Below are 22,142 nucleotides of genomic sequence, written 5' to 3'. Positions count from 1 at the left end.
CAAGACCCTTGATAACCACATCAACCGTCGTCAACTCAGTCGTAGAAAAACTCCGCGCCGCATTGGCCCGTGGCCAGTGGCGCTCCGGCGACATGCTGCCGGGCCAGCGCGAACTGGCCGAACAATTGGGCATCAGCCGCCCGAGCCTGCGCGAAGCAGTGATCGTCCTGGAAACCCTCGGCCTCGTCCGCTCGATGCCGGGCAAAGGCGTGGTCGTGCTCGACGCGCAATTGAGCGATAACCAGAGCCACGACAGCGCGGTGGCCGGTGCCAGCCTCGAAGACGTGCTGCAACTGCGTTATACCCTCGAGCCGTTCATTGTCGGTCTGGTTGCGCAGTCGATCAGCAGCAAGGAAGTCGGCCAGTTGCGCCTGACCCTGATGGACATGCGCGAAGCCCTTGAGGCCGGCGACAGCGAGGCCGGGGTCAGCGCTTACATCGCCTTCCACGAAGAGCTGTTCACGCTCACGTCGAATCCGATCTTCCAGAGTGTGGTGCAGCAAACCAGCAACGCCCTCAAGCAGAGCGCCGAGGTGCTGCGTAATTCTCCAGAACATCTGGCCGAGCGCCTCGAAGAAAACGAAGCGGTGGTCCGCGCGATCCGCAGCAAGAACAGCGCCCAGGCCAGTGCGGAAATGCGTCGGCACATTTTGCGCGAAGGCCAGCGGATGGGGATTGAGTTGAATATTCCGGAAGACAACCTGAGTCGCTGATTTCTATTGGAGACAGGCCATGAACAGTTTCGCTTCACCGTCGCAAACCCAATCGACTACTGCGCCCCTGCCCTTCTCCCGCCTCCGCGAACCGGCAGAGGGTCTTTATCCGCGACTGTTCGATGCGATTCTGGAACAGCGCATCGATTCGACCAGCCGATTTACCGAGGACAGCTTGAAAGAGATGTTCTGCGCCAGCCGCGCCGATGTGCGGCGGGTGTTGACGCAGTTGTCGCTTGAGCACGTCATTGTGCTGCGGGCCAACCATCGGCCGCGTGTGGCAGCACCTGATCGGGAGCAGACACGACAGGCCCTGCATGCGCGGCGGCTGGCCGAAAGCACGCTGGTACATTTGGCCTGTCAGCGCGCGCAAGCGGAAGGGTTGAAACGCTTGCGCGGGTTGATCGAGCGTGAGCGTCAGGCTGTCGAGCAGGATCGGCGTGGTGCGGCGATTCGCTTGTCCGGGGAGTTTCATCTGCACTTGGCGCAGATGGCGGGGAATGCACCGTTGGCGCATTTTCTCGGCAGTCTGGTGCCGTTGACGTCATTGGCGGTTGCGCGAAGTGAGCGTCAAACGCACAGCCGTTGCGCATGGCAAGAGCATTTGGCATTGGTTGAAGCGGTGGAAAATCGGGATGCTTCCAAGGCCGGGATGCTGATGAATCGGCATCTGGATCATCTTGAGCAGACGTTGCTGGGTTCAGATCGTGAACATTGTGCTGTCGGTTAGATCGCTTTCGCGAGCAGGCTCGCTCCTACATTTGAAACGCGTTCCCCTGTAGGAGTGAGCCTGCTCGCGATGGCGTCATCATTGACACTACAAACCCATCAGGCAGAAGCCACCCTGGCAAACCCCGCCCGAATCTTTTCTTCCGGCAAGTCATCGGCAATAAACACAATCACACTTTCCCGCGCCTCACCCTCGGCCCATTCAGTGTCCCAGTCGAAACCGTAAAGCTTCAACACACCCTGAAACACCAAGCGCCGATCCTCACCCGCAATGTTCAACACGCCTTTGTAACGCAGCAATTGCTTGCCGTGTTCTTCCAGCAGTTCATTCATGAACTCGCTGAGCTGATCGATATCCAGCGGCTGATCTGTGCGCAACACCAGACTGGAAATGCGATCAATCGACGGTGCCTTGCTCACTGGGCGAAGGCTCAATCCGCCGCCAAGATCGGCATTGAGGTTGAAGCCACGCACATCCAGCAGTTCAGCCAGATCAATGTTGCCATGTTCAACCACGCGGACTGGCGCGCGACGGTTGATTCGCGTCAGGCGTTCGCTCAACGCGTTGAAAGTCGCCTCGTCCACCAGATCAGTCTTGCTCACCAGCAAGCGGTCGGCGAAACCAATCTGCGCCTGAGCGATGGTCTGGGTCAGGTGCACGTCCGCGTGGGCGGCATCGACCAGGGTGATGATGCCATCGAGCAGGTAACGCTCGCGCAGTTCTTCGTCGATGAAAAAGGTCTGTGCCACTGGAGCAGGGTCGGCCAGACCGGTGCACTCGATGACCAGACGGTCGAAGGCGATCTCGCCACTGTCCTGACGCTCAAGCAGCAAGTACAGCGCCTTGGTCAGGTCTGTGTGAATGGTGCAGCACACGCAGCCGTTGGCCAGGGTCATGACTTGCACCGGTTCGTCACCCAACAGCTGCGTGTCGATACCGGCGTCACTGAATTCGTTTTCGATCACGGCGATTTTCAGGCCGTGCTCGGCTTTCAAGATATGGCGCAGCAAAGTGGTCTTGCCGGCGCCGAGGAAACCGCTGAGTACCGTGACCGGGATGGGAGAGGACAAAACTCGATCTCCTTCACAAAATGAATGAACAACACAAAAACAACTGTGGGAGCGAGCTTGCTCGCGAAAGCGGTGTGTCAGTCAAATCATTCATCAACTGACACTCCGTATTCGCGAGCAAGCTCGCTCCCACAGGGGGATTACCTCAACCTTGCGCTGTCAGCTCAACAGCACTTCGGCCCACCCTTGCCACCGTAACGGGCTTCCTGACGTTCGCGGAAGAACATCTCGTAGCTCATCACCGGTTTGTCCGGGTGCTTGGTTTGCATATGCTCGACGTAGGTGTCGTAGTCGGGCATGCCGACCATCAGGCGCGCGGCCTGACCGAGGTATTTACCGAGGCGACTCAGGTCATTGAACATGCTGCAATCCTCTGGTTACGCATCCGGCAGGGCCTGGAATGGCGATTCTTTATCCGTGCGTTCTTTTTTGCCCCAGGCGGCGATGCCGACCTTGAGCGCATAGAACAGGATGCTGAAGACCACGAACAGGAACAGCGCGGTGAGCGTTGCGTTGGTGTAAGCGTTGAAGATCACGTGCTGCATCTGCTCGACGCTTTTTGCCGGTGCCAGCACCTGACCATTGGCCAGCGCATCGCTGTATTTCTTGGCCAGCGACAGGAAGCCGATCGCCGGGTTGGCATCGAACAGTTTGATGAAGCCCGCGGTCGTGGTGCAGATCAGCAGCCAGGTGGCTGGCAGCAGGGTGACCCAAATGTAGCGCTGGCGCTTCATTTTGATCAGGACCACAGTGCCGAGCATCAGCGCGATACCGGCCAGCATCTGGTTGGAAATACCGAACAGCGGCCACAAGGTGTTGATGCCGCCCAGTGGATCGATCACGCCCTGGTACAGCAACCAGCCCCACATCGCCACACAACCGGCGGTGGCGATCAGGTTGGCGGTCCACGATTCGGTGCGTTTCAGCGCCGGAACGAAGGAGCCGAGCAAGTCCTGCAGCATGAAACGACCGGCACGGGTACCGGCGTCGACTGCGGTCAGAATGAACAGTGCTTCGAACAGGATCGCGAAGTGGTACCAGAACGCCATGGTGTTTTCACCCGGCAGGACACTGTGCAGGATCTGCGCGATACCGACCGCCAGGGTCGGCGCACCACCGGCACGGGCCAGGATGGTGGTTTCACCAATGTCGTGTGCTACCGCTTGCAGCGCTTCCGGCGTGATCGCGAAGCCCCAGCTGGAAACCACTTGCGCAACCGAAGCGACATCACTGCCGACCACGGCAGCCGGGCTGTTCATGGCGAAGTAGACGCCTGGCTCGATCACCGAAGCGGCAACCATGGCCATGATGGCGACGAACGACTCCATCAGCATGCCGCCGTAGCCGATGTAACGGGCGTTGGTTTCGTTATCCAGCAGCTTCGGCGTGGTGCCCGAAGAAATCAGTGCGTGGAAACCGGACACCGCACCGCAGGCGATGGTGATGAACAGGAACGGGAACAGACCGCCCTTCCACACCGGGCCAGTGCCATCGACAAACTGGGTCAGCGCCGGCATTTTCAGCTCGGGCATGGTGATCAGAATACCGATCGCCAGGGCGACGATGGTGCCGATCTTGAGGAACGTCGACAGATAGTCACGCGGTGCCAGAATCAGCCAAACAGGCAGCGATGCAGCGACGAAACCGTAACCGACCAGCATCCAGGTAATCTGCACGCCGGTGAAGGTGAACGCCTTGGCCCACACCGGATCAGCGGCAATCTGCCCACCGAGCCAGATCGAACCCAGCAGCAGCAACACGCCGACCACGGAGATTTCGCCGATACGGCCCGGGCGGATGTAGCGCATGTAAATGCCCATGAACATCGCGATCGGGATGGTCGCCATCACGGTGAAGATGCCCCACGGGCTCTCGGCCAGCGCTTTAACCACGATCAGAGCCAGCACCGCGAGGATGATGATCATGATCAGGAAGCAGCCGAACAGGGCGATGGTACCGGGAATGCGGCCCATTTCTTCACGCACCATGTCGCCCAGGGAACGGCCGTTGCGCCGGGTCGACATGAACAGAACCATGAAGTCCTGCACCGCGCCCGCCAGCACCACGCCGGCAATCAGCCAGAGCGTGCCAGGCAAGTAGCCCATCTGCGCCGCCAGCACCGGGCCGACCAGAGGTCCGGCGCCCGCGATCGCGGCGAAGTGGTGACCGAAAAGAATGTGTTTGTTGGTCGGCACATAGTCCAGACCATCATTGTTGAGCACGGCGGGGGTGGCCCGACGCGGATCGAGTTGCATCACATTGTTAGCGATGAACAGGCTGTAGTAACGGTACGCAACCAGATAAATGGCCACGGCTGCGACCACAATCCACAAGGCATTGATCGCCTCGCCGCGGCGCAATGCCACTACGCCCAGGGCGCACGCTCCTACGATTGCCAGCACTAGCCAGGGTAAATGGCGTAGCAGGCTATTATTATTTTTCATTTTATTATTCCAGCCAGGGTGGACAAGAAAGACAGCCACCCCGAGTTTAGCGCTTACGGCGCCAAAGGCCATACCCCGACGTTGGTCTAGACGCTTTAGCGATTGGCTGGCGCCCGCATTCGCGGTCTATAGTCAGCGAACCTTCATGAGGATTGCGCCATGAGCGAACACCCAGCCAACCGTCGTCGCTTCAAACGTATTGCGTTCGATGCCAGAACCGAGCTGAGTCAGGGCGATTACATCTGGCCGGTCAAGCTGATCGACCTGTCGCTCAAAGGATTGCTGATCGAAAGGCCGGAGCCGTGGTTGGGGGATGCGGAGAAGGATTTTTTCGTCGACATTCACCTGAGCGATGACGTCGATATCAAGATGGATGTGCATCTGGCACACGAAGAAAATAACCAGTTGGGCTTTGTCTGCCGACATATAAGCCTGGAATCGATCCAGCGCTTGCGGCGCCTGATCGAGTTGAATCTGGCGGATGAGGCCGAACTGGAGCGCGAGTTGGCTGCCCTGATCGAAATCTAGAATCCACAATTGAACCCTGTGGGAGCTGGCTTGCCAGCGATAGCGATTTCAGAGTCGACGAATATGTCGACGGACAGAACGCAATCGCTGGCAAGCCAGCTCCACAGGTTATGCAGTGGGTTCAAGTTATTCGAAGAGCGCGTCGAGAGCCTGTTCGAGGCGGGTCACGGCGATGATCTGCAGGCCTGGCGGAGATTCCTTCGGCGCATTGCCCTTGGGCACGATCGCCCGTTTGAAGCCATGCTTGGCCGCTTCCTTCAAACGCTCCTGCCCGCTCGGCACCGGCCGCACCTCACCGGACAGCCCCACTTCACCAAATACCAACAGATCATGCGGCAATGGCCGGTTGCGCAGGCTCGACATCACGGCCGCCATCAGCGCCAGGTCTGAAGCCGTCTCCAACACCTTCACCCCACCCACGACGTTGAGGAACACATCCTGATCGTGAGTCGGAATTCCGCCGTGGCGATGCAAAACCGCAAGCAACATCGCCAAACGGTTCTGATCCAGGCCCAACGTCACCCGTCGCGGGTTGGCCAGATGGCTGTCATCGACCAGCGCCTGCACTTCCACCAGCATCGGCCGAGTGCCTTCCCACGTCGCCATGACCACACTGCCCGGGACTTCTTCCTGCGCACGGGTGAGAAAAATCGCCGAAGGGTTGGAGACTTCTTTCAAACCCTTGTCGGTCATGCCGAACACACCCAATTCGTTGACCGCGCCGAAACGGTTTTTCACCGCACGCAACAAACGCAGACGCCCATCGGATTCGCCTTCGAAATACAGCACGGTATCGACCATATGCTCGAGAACCCGCGGACCGGCCAGTGCGCCTTCTTTGGTGACGTGGCCGACGAGGAAAATCGCCGTACCGCTCTGCTTGGCATACCGCACCAGCAGCGCCGCGCTCTCACGCACCTGAGAGACGCCACCGGGAGCCGATTGCAACTGTTCGGTGAAGATCGTCTGGATCGAGTCGATCACCATCACCTTGGGTTTTTCCTGACGGGCCGTGGCGATGATGGTTTCGATGCAGGTTTCGGTCATCACCCGCAGTTGATCCTGCGGTAAGCCGAGGCGCCGGGCACGCATGGCCACTTGCTGTTGGGATTCTTCGCCGGTGACGTACAGGGCGGGCATGCTTTTGGCGAGGTTGCACAGGGTCTGCAACAGGATCGTCGATTTGCCGATCCCCGGATCACCACCGATCAGCACCACCGAACCGTCGACCAGACCGCCGCCAAGGACCCGGTCCAGTTCACCGGACGCGGTGGAGAAGCGCGGAATCTCTTCGATGCTGACTTCGGCCAGGGTCTTGATCTGCGCCTGCTGCCCGGCCCAGCCGGTGCGGCCGGTCGGCGCCGTGGCCCCGCCGCTTTCGATCATGGTTTCAGTCAGGGTGTTCCAGGCGCCGCACTCGCCGCACTGGCCCGCCCATTTGGGAAAGGTTGCGCCGCACTCAGTGCAGCCGTACATGCGCTTGGCCTTGGCCATCTGGATCCCCCGGCAAAAACCGCGATGATAACGCAGCCACCGCTCAGCGCGGCGTGGCGGTGCGGATTTCGCCGTTGGCCAGACGCGCGGCGCTGTTGCCCAACGGATCTTCGGCATTCAGGTCCGCGCCCTTGGCCTTCAGTGCATCGAGCAATTCCAGACGCTTGAACAACCCGGCGTACATCGCCGCCGTCTGCCCGGCACCGTTACGCTGGTCGGGGCTGCAATCGGTGGCCATCAGGCGTCGGGCGATCTGTAGTTCACCTTTGAAAATGGCCCCCATCAGCGCGGTGTTGCCGCGTTGATCCTGGGCACAGGCATCGGCGCCAGCAGCGAGCAAACGTTCCACCGCCGGTGCCTGACCGTGATAGGCCGCCAGAATCAGCGCGGTGTAACCCTTGCTGTCACGAGTGTCGAGGGAATAGCCGGACTCGATGAACGTGTCGAGCATCGGCACATCACCGCGCCGGGCCGCGTCGAAATAGTAGTCCTGTAACTGGGCCTTGATCGCCTCGGGAGTCTGCTCGACCGGTGCCGCCCATGCCGCGAACGACAGACAACCGGCCAACAGTAAAAGACAGGTTCGCATCGTAGTCTCCTTGCACGGAACAGGGCCTGGCTCAGGCCCCGTGTGCGCTATGTCGGTATCAGTCGACCAATTTGGCCGCCAGCGCCTTGACCCGGCTCAGGTCACCCTTGGCCACTTCCGTGACGCCGGTGCCGTATTCCGGATCGGCCTTATAAAGGAAGGACAGGATGATGTGCTTGCTCTCGTCATCGGTGGTCGCCAGCGAGCCACCGAAGCTGTCGATCAGGTCCCGGCGTTCCTTTTTGCTGAACGAGCGATACAGATCGCCGGCCTGCTTGAAGTTCTGCTCACGCTGGATCTTCGCCTGCTGCGTGCTGCCCGACAGCGCCAACTGGCTGTAATGTGCGCCTGGCGTCTCGTCACGGGGTTGCAGTCGGCTTGGCTGGTAGTTCACACCACTGTTGCTGGCGCCGAAGTTCATCGCGCCATCCTGGTTGCCATTGTTCACGGCAACTTTCGGCGCATTGATCGGCAATTGCAGGGCATTGGCACCCAGGCGATACATTTGTGTATCGGCATAAGAAAACACTCGGCCTTGCAACAAACGGTCTTCAGAAGGTTCGATACCCGGAACAATATTCGCCGGCGCCATGGCCACTTGTTCGGTTTCCTGGAATACATTTGCCGGATTACGGTTCAATACCATTTGTCCAACTTTTCGCTCAGGAATACCTGGCCAGATCTTGGTCGCGTCTAATGGATCAAAATCAAACTTGGACAAATCTTGTGGTTTCAGCACTTGAATGTACAAGTCCCATTTCGGGAAGTTACCTTTATTGATGTTGCTCACCAAGTCATTGGTCATGTGACTGTAGTCCTGACCCTGAACTTTCGCGACTTGCTTTGGCGTAAGGTTATTAAGTCCTTGCAAACTCTTCCAGTGGAACTTGACGTAGTGAACTTCGCCCTTGGCATTAATCAACTTGTAAGCGTGTACGCCGTTGCCGTCCATTTCTCGATAACTGGCAGGCGTTCCCGAGTTCGAATACAACTCGGTCAAGGTACGGGTGGCTTCCGGTACATGGGAGAAGAAATCGAATCGGCGCGAATCGTCATCAAGGTTGGTCCGCGGGTCCGGTTTGAACGCGTGCACCATGTCGGGAAACTTGATCGCGTCGCGGATGAAAAAGGTCGGGAAATTGTTACCGACCAGATCCCAGTTGCCGTCGGCGGTGTAGAACTTGGTGGCGAAACCTCGCGGATCACGCAGGGTTTCCGGCGAGTGATTGCCGTGCACCACCGCAGAGAAACGCACGAACACCGGCGTTGTCTGACCGGCGGCAAAGACCTTGGCCTTGCTCAGGTCGCTGAGATCGTTGGTCACGGTGAAGGTGCCATGGGCGCCGGTACCGCGGGCGTGAACCACACGCTCGGGAATGCGCTCACGGTCGAAACGCTGCAGCTTCTGAATCAGTTGTACATCCTGCAGCAGCACCGGGCCGTTGGCGCCGGCGGTCTGCGAGTTCTGATTGTCGCCGACCGCAGCCCCGTTATCGCGGGTCAGGGGCGCGGCGTTTACGGAGAAGGTCAACAGGCTGGCGGTGAGTACACCGAGGGTGCGGCGACGGGGAAAAGCCCCCAGTCCAAGTGCGGAGTTCATATCAGGATCCTCTGGTTATTTTGGGGCGCATCCAGATGCGCCAAGCCAAGGCTAGAGGCCTGCGACGTCGAACATAAATAGAAAGAACGTAACGCCATGATTGAGAAAATTGGCTGTTCGATCAGCGAGTTACCGTATATTTCGCGCGCGATTGATGGCACTTTGCAAACTAATCGCCGATTGATGTGTCGATAAAAACGGGCATTGTAAGAAGGTGTTTCGCGCAGGACGCGTTTTGCTGATTTACACTGCGTACACCAAACTCATCTGTAACAAGGAAATAACTATGGGCGTGCTAAGTGAGTTCAAGGCCTTCGCGGTCAAAGGCAATGTGGTCGACATGGCCGTCGGTATCATCATCGGTGCGGCCTTCGGCAAGATTGTTTCGTCGTTTGTCGGTGACGTGATCATGCCGCCAATCGGCCTGCTGATCGGTGGGGTGGATTTCAGTGACTTGGCCATCACGCTCAAGGCCGCCGAGGGCAATGCCCCTGCGGTCATGCTGGCTTACGGCAAGTTCATCCAGAGTGTTCTGGACTTCGTGATCGTCGCTTTCGCGATCTTCATGGGCGTCAAAGCCATCAACCGTCTCAAACGCGAAGAAGCCGTGGCCCCTACCCTGCCACCGGTTCCGACCAAGGAAGAAGAGTTGCTCGGCGAGATCCGCGACTTGCTCAAGGCCCAGAACACCCGGCCCTGAATTCTGTGCACGATAGAAACAACGGCGCCTTCGAGGCGCCGTTTGTTTACCAGTAGTTTTCCACCGCCACCTGACCGGGCCGACGCGTCAGGCTTAGGCTCATGTGGCGCTTTTTCAGCAACGCGCGTGTGTCATCGATCATCTGCGGATTGCCGCACAGCATGACCCGTGAGTGCTCCGCCGACAGCGCCACGCCCGCTGCGCGCTCCAGCTCACCGCTTTCAATCAATGTGGTGATGCGCCCGTGCAGTGCACCGGGGTGAGCTTCACGCGTCACCGTGGCGATGAACTGCAATTTGTGCGCGTATTCGCTGAGGTATTCACGCTGCGTAAGTCCGGCAATCAACTCCTGATAAGCCAACTCCCGCGCTTCGCGCACGCTGTACACCAGAATGATGCGCTCGAATTTCTCCCAGACTTCGAAGTCCTGCAGGATCGACAGAAACGGCGCCACCCCGGTGCCTGTGGACAAAAGCCACAGATCGCGCCCGTCGACAAAGCGATCTAGCGTCAGGTAGCCGAATGCCTGGCGATCCACCAGCAAGGTGTCGCCGACCTGCAACCGGCTCAGCTCACTGGTGAACTCCCCGCCCGGCACGACGATGGAAAAGAACTCGAGAAACTCGTCAAAAGGCGACGACACCATCGAATACGCGCGCCACACGATGCTGCCATCGGCTTTGCTCACACCCAGCCTGGCGAACTGCCCGGCGCGGAAGCGGAAACCGGCATCCCGGCTGGTGCGCAGGGTAAACAGGCTCGAGGTCAGGGGTTGGACATCGAGCAACGTCTGCGTGGTGTACTTCTCTGCGCTGGCAGTCATGGGACACTCCATTGAACGATTGCCGACAGTGTCGCGCAAATTAACTGGTCTAAACACTGATGATTGGTAATGACATTCAATCAATTAAGCAAGTCGGCAGTATTATCAGATGACAACATCAATATAAAAATCGCGCATCCTAAGAACGCTTTATGGATATTTGGCTATCTGCAATCTCGAAAAAATTTAAAGCTTATTGTAAGAAACATCCTACACTTCGTTTCGTGCCGGATCCTTTGGATCCATTCGGCGCCCCCCGCAACGCCAATGGAGTGTTCAGAGATGGAAACGTGGAAGGAGTCACAGTTAAAAAGACTGACTTTTGCCAACGGAGTAGAGACTGCCTATCCGATATTATTGCAATTCGCAGAAAATCTCGGATTCAATTTTTGTGCAATTTCAGTTGTTTCACTACATCGCGATATGCCTCTTAAAACCTTTCAAATCAACAACTACCCTGACGAATGGAATTCACAATACGAGAAAAACAATTACAGCAAAGTTGACCCACTAATAGCACACTGCAATCACTCGATGTCACCTATTGTCTGGTGCGAGTCGGTATTCGCAAATACTCGACCGTTATGGCAAGGATTACAGCATCACGGTATGCAACATGGCTGGTCCCAGTCGTTCCATCATGAGCAAAGCGGCTTGTGCAGCATTATCAGCCTGGCGCGCAAACACTGTCCGATCAGTCCTCTGGAGCTGTATGAGCACTTTGGTTATATGTTCTACGCCACCAGTCACCTGAGTGAGCTGTTTGCCCGAACCCTGCCGGCAGAGTCCCTCAAACCCCGCCAACCACACCTTTCGCCGCGAGAGCTGGAGGTTCTGCAATTGTCCGCGGGAGGCAAGACAGCCTATGAAATCTCGAAGATCCTCAGCCTGAGCGAGCGCACCGTGAACTACCACGTGCAGAACGTCATCGAGAAGCTCAACGTCTGCAACAAGATTTCCGCTGTCATAGCGGCCGCCAGAGCCGGGATCATCTAGTCGATCCAGCCTTGCCTCCCATAGAAAACTTGCGGGTAATAAAGAAGAAAAAAACGTACCATTCGAGACCCTCCAGAGTGATGACGCGAACGTTAAGCGTTGCATTACACTCGGTCGGTTCCGCTGCACAATGTCAGGGCTGCGGAACACCCCGTTGATTATCCTGAGTTCCCGCCCGATGCCTTTGCTTGATACGCCCTTTGCCCAGCTCGATCTGATCCGCCAGCCTGAACAGCAGAATGAACCGCTGCAAGCCTTCGATGCCGCCGACGAATACCTGCTCAATCATCTGGCGGCGCAGCAACCGACGGCCGACACCCGCGTATTGGTGCTCAACGACAGCTTCGGCGCTTTGGCTGCCAGTCTGTCGGGCAAGGTCAAGGTCAGTAGCAGTGGTGACTCATTCCTGGGTTTTCAGGGGCTGGAGAAAAACCTGCTGCGCAATGGCCAGGCGTTTGACGCTGTTCGCGGGATACCCGCCAGCGAGCCATTGGTCGGACCGTTCGACCGGATACTGATCCGCGTGCCGAAAACCCTCGCGCTGCTGGAAGAACAATTGATCCGCTTGCAAGGGCAACTCGCACCCGGCGCCGAAGTGATTGCAGCGGCCATGGTCAAACACCTGCCACGCGCTGCCGGTGATCTGCTTGAACGCTACATCGGTCCGGTACAAGCCTCGCTAGCGGTAAAAAAGGCACGGCTGTTGATCGCCACGCCAGAAGCCAAAGCCCCGGCCGTGTCGCCCTACCCTTCGCGATATCGCCTCGACGAGCCGTCGATCGAATTGCTCAACCACGCCAACGTGTTTTGCCGCGAAGGTCTGGACATCGGCACACGTGCCTTCCTCCCGCACCTGCCGAAAAACCTTGGCAGTGCCCGAGTCGCCGATCTGGGCTGTGGTAATGGTGTTCTGGCGATCGCGAGTGCACTACAAAACCCCGATGCGCATTACACACTGGTCGACGAATCGTTCATGGCCGTGCAATCGGCTGCCGAGAACTGGCAGGCAGCGCTGGGCGATCGCGAGGTCATCGTGCGTGCCAGCGATGGCTTGGCCGGCCAGGCCCCGCAATCACTGGACGTGGTGCTGTGCAATCCGCCATTCCATCAGCAGCAGGTAGTGGGCGATTTCCTCGCCTGGCGCATGTTCCAGCAGGCGCGCGAAGCGCTGGTGGTGGGTGGCGCGCTGTACATCGTCGGCAACCGCCATCTGGGTTACCACAGCAAACTGGCGCGGCTGTTCCGCGGCGTCGAGCAAGTGGCTGCCACGCCGAAATTCGTGATCCTCAAGGCCCGCAAGTAACCTTCAGACAAAAAAAACCCTCCGTGAGGAGGGTTGCAAAGCCGTACCCGAAGGCGCCGGGACGGGGATGATTCAGTGCGTGGTCAAGCCTGCTGCGTTCATGAACATGCGCATCAGGCTGGCGGCGATAAACAGCACGCCGACGCTACCGACCCAGATCAGGGCCAACCAGCCGAGCCGCTGCCACAGCGGTTTTTTTTCGGCTTCTTCAATGTCGTGCAGGGAATGTTTGCCGGGCATTGTTTCGATCCTCAGTCAGATCGATGGCGCCGCTGCCGACGCCATCGCGAGCGAGCACGCTCCCACAGGTTTAGTGATAACCGTCTTCATGGGTAACCTTGCCGCGGAACACGTAGTAGCTCCAGAAGGTGTAACCGAGGATGAACGGGATGATGAACAGCGTGCCCACCAGCATGAAGCCCTGGCTTTGCGGCGGTGCGGCGGCGTCCCAGATCGAGATCGACGGCGGCACGATGTTCGGCCACAGGCTGATGCCCAAACCGCTGTAGCCGAGGAAGATCAGCACCAGCGTCAGCAGGAACGGCATGTAGTTGGCGTTGCGTGCCACGGCGCGGATCAGACCGTACATCGTCACCAGCACCAGAATCGGCACCGGCATGAACCAGAACAGGTTCGGCATGCTGAACCAGCGGGTGGCAATATCCGGATGAGCCAGCGGCGTCCAGATACTGACAATACCGATCACGGCCAGCAGTACGAAAGCCAATGGCCTTGCCAGGTCATGCATCTGTTCCTGGAGCTTGCCTTCGGTTTTCATGATCAGCCAGGTGCAGCCAAGCAAGGCATAGGCCACCACCAGCGCGGCGCCGCAGAACATTGTGAACGGCGTCAGCCAGTCGAGTGAGCCGCCGGCGAACTGCCGGTTGACCACCGGCAAGCCGTCGATGAACGCGCCCAGCGCCACACCCTGGAAGAAAGTCGCCGCCACCGAGCCGCCGATAAAAGCCTTGTCCCACAGGTGACGCTTGTCATCCTTGGCCTTGAAGCGGAATTCGAACGCTACACCGCGGAAGATCAGACCAATCAGCATGAAAATCAGCGGCAGGTACAGCGCCGACAACACCACCGAATAGGCCAGCGGGAACGCGCCGAACAACGCCGCGCCGCCCAATACCAGCCAGGTTTCGTTGCCGTCCCAGACCGGTGCGACCGTATTCATCATCACGTCACGGTCGACTTTGCCGGGGATGAACGGGAAGAGAATCCCGATCCCCAGGTCGAAGCCGTCCATGACCACGTACATCATGATGCCGAAGATGATGATCACGGCCCAGATCAGCGGAAGATCAATACCCATGATTCAAATCTCCTTGGTCACGCGAATGTCGTCGTCGCCGTGATCGGCATCGGCCGAGTCGTCGGCAGCGGACAACGGACGGGCCGGTGTGCGTTTCTTGCCTGGACCACCGTCGGGCGTTTCCGTGCCCTCGCTGATCTTCGGCCCTTTGCGCACCAGACGCATCATGTAGCCCAGACCTGCGCCGAACAGCGCGAAGTACACCACCACAAACATGATCAGGGTGATGCTCATCTGCATGAAGCTATGGTTGGAGGACGCGTCCGCCGTGCGCATCAGCCCGTAGACCACCCACGGCTGACGACCGATTTCGGTGGTGAACCAGCCAGCGAGAATCGCAATCAGACCGGACGGCCCCATCCACAACGCCAGATACAGGAACGGACGTGAGGTGTAGAGCGTGTCGCGTTTACGCAGCCACAAACTCCACAGACCGGTGAAGATCATCAGGAAACCGAGGCCGACCATGATCCGGAACGACCAGAACACGATGGTCGAATTCGGCCGGTCTTCCGGCGGGAATTCCTTGAGCGCTGGCACCTGTTTGTCCAGCGAGTGGGTGAGGATCAAGCTGCCGAGGTACGGAATCTCCACGGCGTATTTGGTCTTCTCTTCTTTCATGTCCGGCCAGCCGAACAGGATCAGCGGCGTTGCCTCGTCACCGTGGTTTTCCCAGTGACCTTCGATCGCAGCGATTTTTGCCGGTTGGTGCTTGAGCGTATTCAAACCATGAAAGTCGCCGATGACGGCCTGGATCGGCGCGACGATCAGCGCCATCCACATTGCCATCGACAGCATGGTGCGGATCGCCGGGTTGTCCTTGCCGCGCAGCAAGTGCCAGGCCGCCGAGGAGCCGACAAAGAATGCCGTCGCGACGAACGCCGCCGTCGCCATGTGCATCAGGCGATACGGGAACGAAGGGTTGAAAATGATCGCCAGCCAATCGGTGGGAATGACTTGCCCGTTAACAATTTCGAAGCCCTGCGGTGTCTGCATCCAGCTGTTGGAAGCGAGAATCCAGAACGTCGAAATCAGCGTACCGATCGCCACCATGACGGTGGAAAAGAAGTGCAGCCCGCGCCCGACCTTGTTCCAGCCAAACAGCATCACCCCGAGGAAACCGGCCTCAAGGAAGAATGCCGTGAGCACTTCATAAGTCAGCAACGGCCCGGTGACGGCGCCGGCGAAGTCCGAGAAACGGCTCCAGTTGGTGCCGAACTGGTAGGCCATGACCAACCCCGAGACCACGCCCATGCCGAAGTTGACGGCAAAAATCTTCGACCAGAAATGGTAGAGGTCACGGTAGGTGTCGTTGCGGGTTTTCAGCCACAGGCCTTCGAGTACCGCGAGGTAACTCGCCAGGCCGATGGTGATGGCCGGGAACAGGATGTGGAACGAAATGGTGAACGCGAACTGAATTCGGGCGAGATCTAGTGCCTCTAAACCGAACATATGGCTTCCTCTGTCAGGTAATACCGGCTGCGGACCCGGAGGCCTGCACCCACTGCCCCCACGGATATGGAGTGCGGCGAATTCTGATTCGTTCTTTTTAAACAACCATCGCAACGCAGGGAGTCTGGCCAACTGGCCACCGGATCAATTCCTTCTAGGTCTTGATCTGGATCAAGCAACGTTAAAAGAGTAGTCCCATTTTTGCCGATGAACTGCGTGGTCGTTTGCCGCGTGACAAGTTGCCTCATCGGCGTGGCAATGCTCTGCAATGGATTTCTTGCGGCGAGCTTGTGGAAATCGATGTCTGGCTAACTAAATTTTTTGTCATAGCAACTTCCTGTTACAGACTGGTGATAACCTCGCGGTTCCCCTCGAGCCAGACCTGCCTTCAGATGCCCAGTCAAGAGCCCCTGCTGTTACGTCACCATCGTCCGTTTCTCGCTTTCTGGTTCGCGCGGATTTTTACCGCCAGCGGTTTCCAGATGCTCACCGTGGCGATTGGCTGGAACCTCTACCAATTGACCGGTAACGTCCTCGATCTGGGTCTGGTCGGGCTGGTTGAATTCGCCCCGCGCGTGCTGTTCATGCTGCACACCGGGCATGTCGCCGACCGCTACGACCGGCGCAAAGTCGCGGCGATCTGTCAGTCGTTGCAGGCGTTGATCGCCCTGGCGCTGGCCATCGGCAGCGCCACCGATCACGTCACCCGCGAGATGATCTTCATCCTCGCCTTCCTGCTCGGCGCGGCGCGTTCGTTCGAGATGCCGACCACGCAGGCACTGCTGCCGAGCATCGTGCCCAGCGCGCTGTTTCCTCGGGCAGTGGCGGCGGCGCAGTCAGCGCAGCAGTCGGCAACGATCGTCGCCCCGGCGCTGGGCGGTTTGCTCTATGCATTCGGCAGTGTCTGGGTTTATGGCCCGACAGTGCTGCTCTATGTGATCGCTTGCACGCTGATGCTCAACCTGCCCGCGCGGCAAACGCCGCTGAATAAAGGCAAAGCCACACTGGATTCGTTGCTCGCGGGGATTCGTTTCATTCGCAGCCGCCCGGACATTCTCGGGGCGATTTCGCTGGATCTGTTTGCGGTGTTGCTCGGCGGCGCCACGGCGCTGCTGCCGGTATTTGCCAAAGACATTCTGCTGACCGGGCCGTGGGGCCTCGGGTTGCTGCGTTCGGCACCGGCGGTCGGCGCATTGGGCATGTCGCTGTTCCTCGCGCGATTTGCCGTGGAACGCAATGTTGGCCGGGTGATGTTCACCGCGGTTGGGGTGTTTGGCGTCGCGACCATTGCCTTCGGCCTGTCGACCTCGTTCTGGTTTTCGCTGGCGGTGCTGGTGGTGCTCGGCGCGGCGGACATGATCAGCATGGTCATCCGCGCGTCTTTCGTGCAGCTGGAAACCCCGGACGAAATGCGTGGCCGGGTCAGCGCGGTGAACGGGCTGTTTATCGGAGCTTCAAACCAGTTGGGCGAATTCGAATCCGGCGTCACCGCTCACTGGTTCGGCACGGTGCCGGCGGTGGTGATGGGCGGGATCGGCACGCTGGTGGTGACGGGGACGTGGATCAAGTTGTTTCCGACGCTGGCTAACCGCGATCGGATGCATGTGCCGGTGGAAGAGGTAAAGGTCTGAAGCGATCCAGACCTACAACTCCCCCGCCACTTTCCCCCGCAAGGCCTTGCCGCCGAGTTGCTCGACCAGCGTCAAGGCAAATTCCAGCGCAGAGCTGGAGCCTTGTGCGGTGATGCAGTTGCCGTCGACCACCACCGGTTGATCAACAAACGTACAGCCCGAGAGTAGATGGCTGGCGCTGGGCAGGCAGGTCATGCGCCGCTGGCGCAGCACGCCGAAGGATTGCAGGGCGACGGCCGGGGATTCGGCGATGGCGGCGAACAGGCGTCCGGCGCTGGCCTGATCCTTGAGCAACTGTTGCAGAGGTTGGTGCGCGGCCAGGTGTTGTGAACCGACAACACCGCCGGGCAGGACGATCAGGTCAAAGGTTTGCGCCAGCACATCGACCAGCATGCCGTCGGCGGTCAGGCGTGTGCCACGCGCGCAGGTCAGCATGCGTCGTCCTTCAATACTGGCGGCCACCACTTCGATACCGGCGCGGCGCAGCACGTCGATCAGGGTCACGCTTTGCAGATCATCGATGCCCTCGGCGAGGGTAATCAGGGCTCTAAAGGTCATGGGCGTTATCCGCTGGGTGATGCTTGAAGCGTAGTCAGCTTCAACCGGATCGCGCTGCAGCAGCCGTTACTTGATGTAAAGCTGAGTCGACATTGTGTTGCGCGGCGCATTGATCGAGGTGTTGCTGAAGGTGAAGGTGCCTTCCTGCTTGCCCGCCAGATCGAAGGTATAAAGAGAACCGACGGTTTTATTACCGGGGGTGCATTCGGTCAGGTTGCCGTTATCAAAGGCACACACCGGGGCACGGGTGCCGTTCACTTCAAAGCCGTCCAGTGCGACCTGAGGCTGACTCTTGCCGTAGCCGACTTCGAGCACGTAGACCTTGATATTCGGTCCGCTGTGATTGCACTGGGTCTGCGCCTGGCCATCGGCGATGTCTTCAAGACCACAGGCTGGCGATTGCACCTTGATCACTTTCACTTGCGTCAACGGTGGCGCCGATGCCGCCCAGGCTGTCGACATCCCGGCCAACAGTACGGCAATCAAACCCAAAACCTTCATCCAGCACTTGCTCATGCGCTTCCCGCCCCGAAAAAATCAGCGCGCAGTATGGCGCAGTTGGCGTCAACGCAAAACTTCGCCGACGATCGACACCAACAACCGCCATATTCCTCACGCTGCTGGTATGATGCGCGGCTTTTTCCGGCCCACCACAATTTTCCAGGCGCTTGCGACGGTCTGTGCTTTGCTGTTGAGGTCGATACATTCACGGCGCCACGCGCGCCACGGGGAGCAGACATGCTGGAAAGGCTGTTTCAACTCAAGGCACACAACACCAACGTGCGCACCGAGATTCTCGCGGGCATCACGACTTTCTTGGCCATGGCCTACATCCTGTTCGTCAACCCGAGCATTCTCGGCGAGACCGGCATGGACAAAGGTGCGGTGTTTGTCGCCACCTGCCTGGCGGCTGCGATCGGTTCGACGATCATGGGCCTGATCGCCAACTACCCGATTGCCCTCGCTCCGGGCATGGGCCTGAACGCCTTCTTCACCTACACCGTGGTCTTGCACATGGGTCACACCTGGCAAGTGGCGCTGGGCGCGGTATTCATCTCGGCGGTGTGCTTCTTCCTGCTGTCGATCTTCCGCATCCGTGAATGGATCATCAACAGCATTCCGCTGCCGCTGCGCTCGGCGATTGCCGCCGGTATCGGCCTGTTCCTGGCGTTGATCGCCCTGCACAACGCTGGCATCGTGGTCAGCAACCCGGCGACCATGGTCGGCCTCGGTGACCTGAAAGCCCCGGCCCCGATCCTCGCCACCCTCGGCTTCGCTCTGATCGTCGCGCTCGAAGCGCTGAAAGTGCGCGGTGCGGTACTGATCGGCATTCTGGCAGTGACCATCATTTCCATCGCGATGGGCTTCACCCCGTTCAACGGCGTGACTTCGATGCCACCTTCGCTGGCGCCGACCTTCATGCAACTGGACATCAAAGGCGCACTGGACATCGGTCTGGTCAGCGTGATCTTCGCCTTCCTGTTCGTCGACCTGTTCGACAACTCCGGCACCCTGATCGGCGTCGCCAAACGCGCCGGCCTGATGGGCAAGGACGGCCACATGCCGAAAATGGGCCGCGCCCTGATCGCTGACAGCACTGCGGCCATGGCCGGTTCGTTGCTGGGTACGTCGACCACCACCAGTTACATCGAATCCGCTGCCGGCGTGAGTGCGGGCGGGCGTACTGGTCTGACGGCCATCGTCGTGGCGATTCTGTTCCTGCTGGCGCTGTTTTTCTCGCCACTGGCGGCCAGCGTTCCGGCCTTCGCCACCGCGCCAGCGCTGCTGTTCGTCGCCGTGTTGATGACTTCCGGTCTGGCGGAAATAGACTGGGACGACATCACCGTCGCCGCACCGGTTGTCGTGACCGCGCTGGCCATGCCGTTCACTTACTCGATCGCCAACGGCATCGCGTTTGGTTTCATCGCCTGGACCGTGATCAAGCTGCTGTCCGGCCGCGCTCGTGAGCTGAACCCGGCGCTGGTGATTCTGTCGATTCTGTTTGTGATCAAGTTGGGTTGGTTCAACGCATGACTTTCGATTCCCAGGCTTACGCCGAGCAACTAGAAGCCAAGGTCACGCGCTTGCGTGATCTGCTGGCGCCGTTCGATGCCCCCGAGCCAACGGTGTTCGATTCGCCGCTGCAGAACTTCCGTCTGCGCGCCGAATTCCGCCTGTGGCGCGAGGGTGGCGAGCGGCATTACGCGATGTTCGCTCAGGACGACAAACGCACGCCGATCCTCATTGAAGAATTCCCGATCGCCAGCCTGCGCATCAACCAATTGATGCCGCAGCTGAAAGCGGCGTGGCAGGCCAGTTCAGCGTTGAGCCACAAGTTGTTTCAGGTCGAGTTCCTGACCACGCTGGCCGGCGATGCAATGATCACCCTGTGCTATCACCGCCCGCTGGACGCGCACTGGCATGCCGCTGCGACCCAGTTGTCGGCAGATCTGGGCGTCAGCATCATTGGTCGCTCGAAGGGCAAACGCGAAGTACTTGGCCTCGATTACGTGGTCGAGAAGCTCGACGTCGGCGGTCGCACCTTCAGCTATCGCCAGCCGGAAGGCGCGTTCACCCAGCCTAACGGCACGGTGAACCAGAAGATGCTCAACTGGGCGTACGAAGCACTGGGCGATCGTACCGATGACTTGCTGGAGTTGTACTGCGGCAACGGCAACTTCACCCTGCCACTCGCCACGCGCGTGCGCAAAGTGCTGGCCACCGAAATCAGCAAGACCTCGGTCAACGCCGCATTGAGCAACCTCAGCGAAAACGCTGTGGACAACGTCACCCTGGTGCGTTTGTCCGCCGAAGAGCTGACCGAAGCGCTCAACGACGTGCGCCCGTTCCGCCGCCTGCAGGGTATCGACCTGAAGAGCTACGAATTCGGCAGCGTCTTCGTCGACCCGCCGCGCGCTGGCATGGATCCGGACACCTGCGAGCTGACCCGGCGCTTCGACAACATCCTGTACATCTCCTGCAACCCGGAAACCCTGGCAGCGAACATTGCTCAGTTGCACGACACGCACCGCATTACCACGTGCGCGTTGTTTGACCAGTTCCCGTGGACGCATCACATGGAATCGGGTGTGTTGCTGACCCGGCGTTGATGGCCGATGCCGGATGCGAAAAAGCCGTCGTGATTGACGGCTTTTTTGTGGGCGCTCACTAAGCGGGATCGACCTTACGCGGACGCCCGCCCTTTTTGCCATTCGCCCGCGCGGCTTCGGACTTTGCGGCACTGCTTTGACGACCGTTACGCGATGCAACCACCGACGCAGCCATCTTCATGAGTGACGGGCTCGCTGAAATCATTCCGGCAATGGAAACGTCAAGGTCTTTGCCCTCATGGCAAAGCGCAGTGCCTGCGAATCCGACTGTCAGCCCCTCGTAATCGCCTGCATCAAACCCGTCAAACTCTGGATACTGGTTCACCGGAAGCAACACACCGCTGCCATCCTCAAAACGGATGACCAAAGATGATTTTTCAAAGCACACAGAAACAGCTTGGAAACTGCTGGCCTGTCGTACTTCACCAAGCTTTATGGCTGCATCGAGCATTTCTTCCGTCAGTGGTCGATGTACGGACGGCTTTGCCTTAATGACTTTCATAAATGGATTTCAACTCCTTCCAGTTTGCCAACCAATGTCAGAAGCAACTTGTCTTCTTCTGGTTCGTAGCGCGCCGCAGCGATCCTGTAAGTCGTATCGGTAACCAGTTTCATCACGGGTACCTCGTTTGATTCGCAGTCCCACACTTGATTGCCGAGACAGACGGTTTGCAAACCTGACCACCAGATCCCTCGTGCGCGACGCAGATGAACGGGATGTCCCAACGATCGACACAAACCCTCCAATACAGCCATCGTCGGTCGACGAGACAGCGGCACGACATCCCACAGATCAATGTCGTTGTGCCAAAAGCTGAAATGGAATCGCGCACTCCAGGCGCCCGCATTTACATGAGCGTGCGGTGGGCAATGCTCATTCCGCAACATTACGCGTATCGACAATCCCTTGTAGTTGCATACGTTCATGCTAACCCATCCGTTAGGTTAATAAATTTCAGGATTCGATAATCCTTTCAAATCCGACGACCGGTGCCGTAGAACGCAAGCGGCTCCGCTCTTCTCTCAGGCTAGCGCCGGCATGGGCCAGGAGTCGGTAAATCTTCGAGGGAAAACGTAAGCAAA

General features: G+C 58.8%; 23 protein-coding genes. 9 read left to right on the top strand and 14 right to left on the bottom strand.

The features are described 5' to 3' along the window. Positions 1-8 precede the first annotated feature (8 nt). Positions 9-713, top strand: a complete 705-nt coding sequence (locus tag ACM6IN_RS23185; RefSeq protein ID WP_414916766.1) for a FadR/GntR family transcriptional regulator — start codon at positions 9-11, stop codon at positions 711-713. Positions 714-732: 19 nt separating this feature from the next. Further along, a complete protein-coding gene (locus tag ACM6IN_RS23180; RefSeq protein ID WP_414916765.1) occupies positions 733-1,443 on the top strand; it encodes a GntR family transcriptional regulator in 711 nt (236 codons plus the stop codon). Between the two features lie 98 nt (positions 1,444-1,541). Here the strand turns inward: ACM6IN_RS23180 and yjiA are convergent, their stop codons facing one another. The 3 genes from yjiA to ACM6IN_RS23165 form a co-directional block, all read right to left on the bottom strand. Continuing rightward, the gene (yjiA, locus tag ACM6IN_RS23175; RefSeq protein ID WP_414916764.1) at positions 1,542-2,513 is read right to left on the bottom strand and encodes a GTPase; all 972 of its coding nucleotides are present in this window, start codon (positions 2,511-2,513) and stop codon (positions 1,542-1,544) included. 164 nt (positions 2,514-2,677) lie between these two features. After that, entirely contained in the window at positions 2,678-2,875 is a 198-nt protein-coding gene (locus ACM6IN_RS23170; RefSeq protein WP_003228401.1) for a YbdD/YjiX family protein, read from the bottom strand. 15 nt (positions 2,876-2,890) lie between these two features. Next, entirely contained in the window at positions 2,891-4,957 is a 2,067-nt protein-coding gene (locus ACM6IN_RS23165) for a carbon starvation CstA family protein (protein ID WP_007909776.1), read from the bottom strand. A gap of 159 nt (positions 4,958-5,116) precedes the next feature. Here ACM6IN_RS23165 and ACM6IN_RS23160 point away from each other — a divergent pair, with 159 nt between their 5' ends. After that, on the top strand, positions 5,117-5,485 hold the full coding sequence (locus ACM6IN_RS23160; RefSeq protein ID WP_007909775.1) for a PilZ domain-containing protein: 369 nt from the start codon (positions 5,117-5,119) through the stop codon (positions 5,483-5,485). A gap of 126 nt (positions 5,486-5,611) precedes the next feature. Here ACM6IN_RS23160 and radA read toward each other — a convergent pair whose 3' ends face one another. Genes radA through katB form a run of 3 tightly spaced genes read right to left on the bottom strand, consistent with a single transcriptional unit; the run spans position 5,612 to position 9,168 of the window. Next, the gene (gene radA / locus ACM6IN_RS23155) at positions 5,612-6,979 is read right to left on the bottom strand and encodes a DNA repair protein RadA (protein WP_007909773.1); all 1,368 of its coding nucleotides are present in this window, start codon (positions 6,977-6,979) and stop codon (positions 5,612-5,614) included. Between the two features lie 43 nt (positions 6,980-7,022). After that, positions 7,023-7,568, bottom strand: a complete 546-nt coding sequence (locus tag ACM6IN_RS23150) for an ankyrin repeat domain-containing protein (RefSeq protein ID WP_414916763.1) — start codon at positions 7,566-7,568, stop codon at positions 7,023-7,025. Positions 7,569-7,626: 58 nt separating this feature from the next. Continuing rightward, positions 7,627-9,168, bottom strand: coding sequence for a catalase KatB (gene katB / locus ACM6IN_RS23145; protein ID WP_414916762.1), 1,542 nt, complete (start codon positions 9,166-9,168; stop codon positions 7,627-7,629). Between the two features lie 286 nt (positions 9,169-9,454). On the opposite strand from katB, the gene mscL reads away from it, so the two are divergent. Then, positions 9,455-9,868: a large-conductance mechanosensitive channel protein MscL gene (gene mscL / locus ACM6IN_RS23140; RefSeq protein ID WP_007909770.1), complete on the top strand. Its 414-nt coding sequence runs from the start codon at positions 9,455-9,457 to the stop codon at positions 9,866-9,868. 46 nt (positions 9,869-9,914) lie between these two features. Here mscL and ACM6IN_RS23135 read toward each other — a convergent pair whose 3' ends face one another. Beyond that, entirely contained in the window at positions 9,915-10,691 is a 777-nt protein-coding gene (locus tag ACM6IN_RS23135) for a ferredoxin--NADP reductase (RefSeq protein WP_007909769.1), read from the bottom strand. 282 nt (positions 10,692-10,973) lie between these two features. Here ACM6IN_RS23135 and ACM6IN_RS23130 point away from each other — a divergent pair, with 282 nt between their 5' ends. Together ACM6IN_RS23130 and ACM6IN_RS23125 are read left to right on the top strand one after the other, a co-directional pair. Further along, the gene (locus ACM6IN_RS23130; RefSeq protein WP_176472365.1) at positions 10,974-11,687 is read left to right on the top strand and encodes an autoinducer binding domain-containing protein; all 714 of its coding nucleotides are present in this window, start codon (positions 10,974-10,976) and stop codon (positions 11,685-11,687) included. 178 nt (positions 11,688-11,865) lie between these two features. After that, on the top strand, positions 11,866-12,990 hold the full coding sequence (locus tag ACM6IN_RS23125) for a methyltransferase (RefSeq protein WP_414916761.1): 1,125 nt from the start codon (positions 11,866-11,868) through the stop codon (positions 12,988-12,990). 72 nt (positions 12,991-13,062) lie between these two features. On the opposite strand, the gene ACM6IN_RS23120 is transcribed toward ACM6IN_RS23125, so the two are convergent. The 3 genes from ACM6IN_RS23120 to ACM6IN_RS23110 all read right to left on the bottom strand — a co-directional run bounded on the left by ACM6IN_RS23120 (position 13,063) and on the right by ACM6IN_RS23110 (position 15,760). Beyond that, complete coding sequence (locus tag ACM6IN_RS23120) at positions 13,063-13,230, bottom strand: DUF2474 domain-containing protein (RefSeq protein WP_007909751.1); 168 nt, start codon at positions 13,228-13,230, stop codon at positions 13,063-13,065. 70 nt (positions 13,231-13,300) lie between these two features. Continuing rightward, on the bottom strand, positions 13,301-14,308 hold the full coding sequence (gene cydB / locus ACM6IN_RS23115; protein ID WP_007909749.1) for a cytochrome d ubiquinol oxidase subunit II: 1,008 nt from the start codon (positions 14,306-14,308) through the stop codon (positions 13,301-13,303). A gap of 3 nt (positions 14,309-14,311) precedes the next feature. Further along, on the bottom strand, positions 14,312-15,760 hold the full coding sequence (locus ACM6IN_RS23110; RefSeq protein WP_007909747.1) for a cytochrome ubiquinol oxidase subunit I: 1,449 nt from the start codon (positions 15,758-15,760) through the stop codon (positions 14,312-14,314). Positions 15,761-16,152: 392 nt separating this feature from the next. On the opposite strand from ACM6IN_RS23110, the gene ACM6IN_RS23105 reads away from it, so the two are divergent. Then, entirely contained in the window at positions 16,153-17,391 is a 1,239-nt protein-coding gene (locus ACM6IN_RS23105) for an MFS transporter (RefSeq protein WP_007909739.1), read from the top strand. 12 nt (positions 17,392-17,403) lie between these two features. Here the strand turns inward: ACM6IN_RS23105 and ACM6IN_RS23100 are convergent, their stop codons facing one another. Further along, entirely contained in the window at positions 17,404-17,949 is a 546-nt protein-coding gene (locus ACM6IN_RS23100) for a DJ-1 family glyoxalase III (protein WP_414916760.1), read from the bottom strand. A gap of 66 nt (positions 17,950-18,015) precedes the next feature. Then, positions 18,016-18,465: a DUF4879 domain-containing protein gene (locus ACM6IN_RS23095; protein ID WP_414916759.1), complete on the bottom strand. Its 450-nt coding sequence runs from the start codon at positions 18,463-18,465 to the stop codon at positions 18,016-18,018. A gap of 222 nt (positions 18,466-18,687) precedes the next feature. On the opposite strand from ACM6IN_RS23095, the gene ACM6IN_RS23090 reads away from it, so the two are divergent. Together ACM6IN_RS23090 and trmA are read left to right on the top strand one after the other, a co-directional pair. Further along, entirely contained in the window at positions 18,688-19,983 is a 1,296-nt protein-coding gene (locus ACM6IN_RS23090; protein WP_007909733.1) for an NCS2 family permease, read from the top strand. Further along, positions 19,980-21,059 carry a tRNA (uridine(54)-C5)-methyltransferase TrmA gene (gene trmA, locus ACM6IN_RS23085; RefSeq protein ID WP_007909731.1) on the top strand — a complete coding sequence of 360 codons (1,080 nt, stop codon included), beginning with the start codon at positions 19,980-19,982 and terminating at the stop codon, positions 21,057-21,059. Before ACM6IN_RS23090 ends, trmA begins: the two co-directional genes overlap by 4 nt. Positions 21,060-21,117: 58 nt before the next feature. Here trmA and ACM6IN_RS23080 read toward each other — a convergent pair whose 3' ends face one another. Beyond that, positions 21,118-21,561, bottom strand: coding sequence for a DUF2442 domain-containing protein (locus ACM6IN_RS23080; protein WP_042704861.1), 444 nt, complete (start codon positions 21,559-21,561; stop codon positions 21,118-21,120). Beyond that, positions 21,558-21,986: a DUF4160 domain-containing protein gene (locus ACM6IN_RS23075; protein ID WP_081498730.1), complete on the bottom strand. Its 429-nt coding sequence runs from the start codon at positions 21,984-21,986 to the stop codon at positions 21,558-21,560. Before ACM6IN_RS23075 ends, ACM6IN_RS23080 begins: the two co-directional genes overlap by 4 nt. Between the last annotated feature and the right edge of the window lie 156 nt (positions 21,987-22,142).

Origin of the sequence: Pseudomonas sp. IT-P395 (assembly GCF_949767675.1) — a bacterium.
Classification (GTDB): domain Bacteria; phylum Pseudomonadota; class Gammaproteobacteria; order Pseudomonadales; family Pseudomonadaceae; genus Aquipseudomonas.
This window is presented reverse-complemented; position numbering and strand designations above follow the sequence as displayed.

Coding starts and splice junctions, on each gene's coding strand:
- ACM6IN_RS23180 (WP_414916765.1), top strand. CDS start 733: ATGAACAGTTTCGCTTCACCGTCGCAAACCCAATCGACTACTGCGCCC.
- ACM6IN_RS23170 (WP_003228401.1), bottom strand. CDS start 2,875: ATGTTCAATGACCTGAGTCGCCTCGGTAAATACCTCGGTCAGGCCGCG.
- ACM6IN_RS23165 (WP_007909776.1), bottom strand. CDS start 4,957: ATGAAAAATAATAATAGCCTGCTACGCCATTTACCCTGGCTAGTGCTG.
- ACM6IN_RS23160 (WP_007909775.1), top strand. CDS start 5,117: ATGAGCGAACACCCAGCCAACCGTCGTCGCTTCAAACGTATTGCGTTC.
- radA (WP_007909773.1), bottom strand. CDS start 6,979: ATGGCCAAGGCCAAGCGCATGTACGGCTGCACTGAGTGCGGCGCAACC.
- ACM6IN_RS23150 (WP_414916763.1), bottom strand. CDS start 7,568: ATGCGAACCTGTCTTTTACTGTTGGCCGGTTGTCTGTCGTTCGCGGCA.
- katB (WP_414916762.1), bottom strand. CDS start 9,168: ATGAACTCCGCACTTGGACTGGGGGCTTTTCCCCGTCGCCGCACCCTC.
- mscL (WP_007909770.1), top strand. CDS start 9,455: ATGGGCGTGCTAAGTGAGTTCAAGGCCTTCGCGGTCAAAGGCAATGTG.
- ACM6IN_RS23135 (WP_007909769.1), bottom strand. CDS start 10,691: ATGACTGCCAGCGCAGAGAAGTACACCACGCAGACGTTGCTCGATGTC.
- ACM6IN_RS23130 (WP_176472365.1), top strand. CDS start 10,974: ATGGAAACGTGGAAGGAGTCACAGTTAAAAAGACTGACTTTTGCCAAC.
- ACM6IN_RS23125 (WP_414916761.1), top strand. CDS start 11,866: ATGCCTTTGCTTGATACGCCCTTTGCCCAGCTCGATCTGATCCGCCAG.
- ACM6IN_RS23120 (WP_007909751.1), bottom strand. CDS start 13,230: ATGCCCGGCAAACATTCCCTGCACGACATTGAAGAAGCCGAAAAAAAA.
- cydB (WP_007909749.1), bottom strand. CDS start 14,308: ATGGGTATTGATCTTCCGCTGATCTGGGCCGTGATCATCATCTTCGGC.
- ACM6IN_RS23110 (WP_007909747.1), bottom strand. CDS start 15,760: ATGTTCGGTTTAGAGGCACTAGATCTCGCCCGAATTCAGTTCGCGTTC.
- ACM6IN_RS23105 (WP_007909739.1), top strand. CDS start 16,153: ATGCCCAGTCAAGAGCCCCTGCTGTTACGTCACCATCGTCCGTTTCTC.
- ACM6IN_RS23100 (WP_414916760.1), bottom strand. CDS start 17,949: ATGACCTTTAGAGCCCTGATTACCCTCGCCGAGGGCATCGATGATCTG.
- ACM6IN_RS23095 (WP_414916759.1), bottom strand. CDS start 18,465: ATGAGCAAGTGCTGGATGAAGGTTTTGGGTTTGATTGCCGTACTGTTG.
- ACM6IN_RS23090 (WP_007909733.1), top strand. CDS start 18,688: ATGCTGGAAAGGCTGTTTCAACTCAAGGCACACAACACCAACGTGCGC.
- trmA (WP_007909731.1), top strand. CDS start 19,980: ATGACTTTCGATTCCCAGGCTTACGCCGAGCAACTAGAAGCCAAGGTC.
- ACM6IN_RS23080 (WP_042704861.1), bottom strand. CDS start 21,561: ATGAAAGTCATTAAGGCAAAGCCGTCCGTACATCGACCACTGACGGAA.
- ACM6IN_RS23075 (WP_081498730.1), bottom strand. CDS start 21,986: ATGAACGTATGCAACTACAAGGGATTGTCGATACGCGTAATGTTGCGG.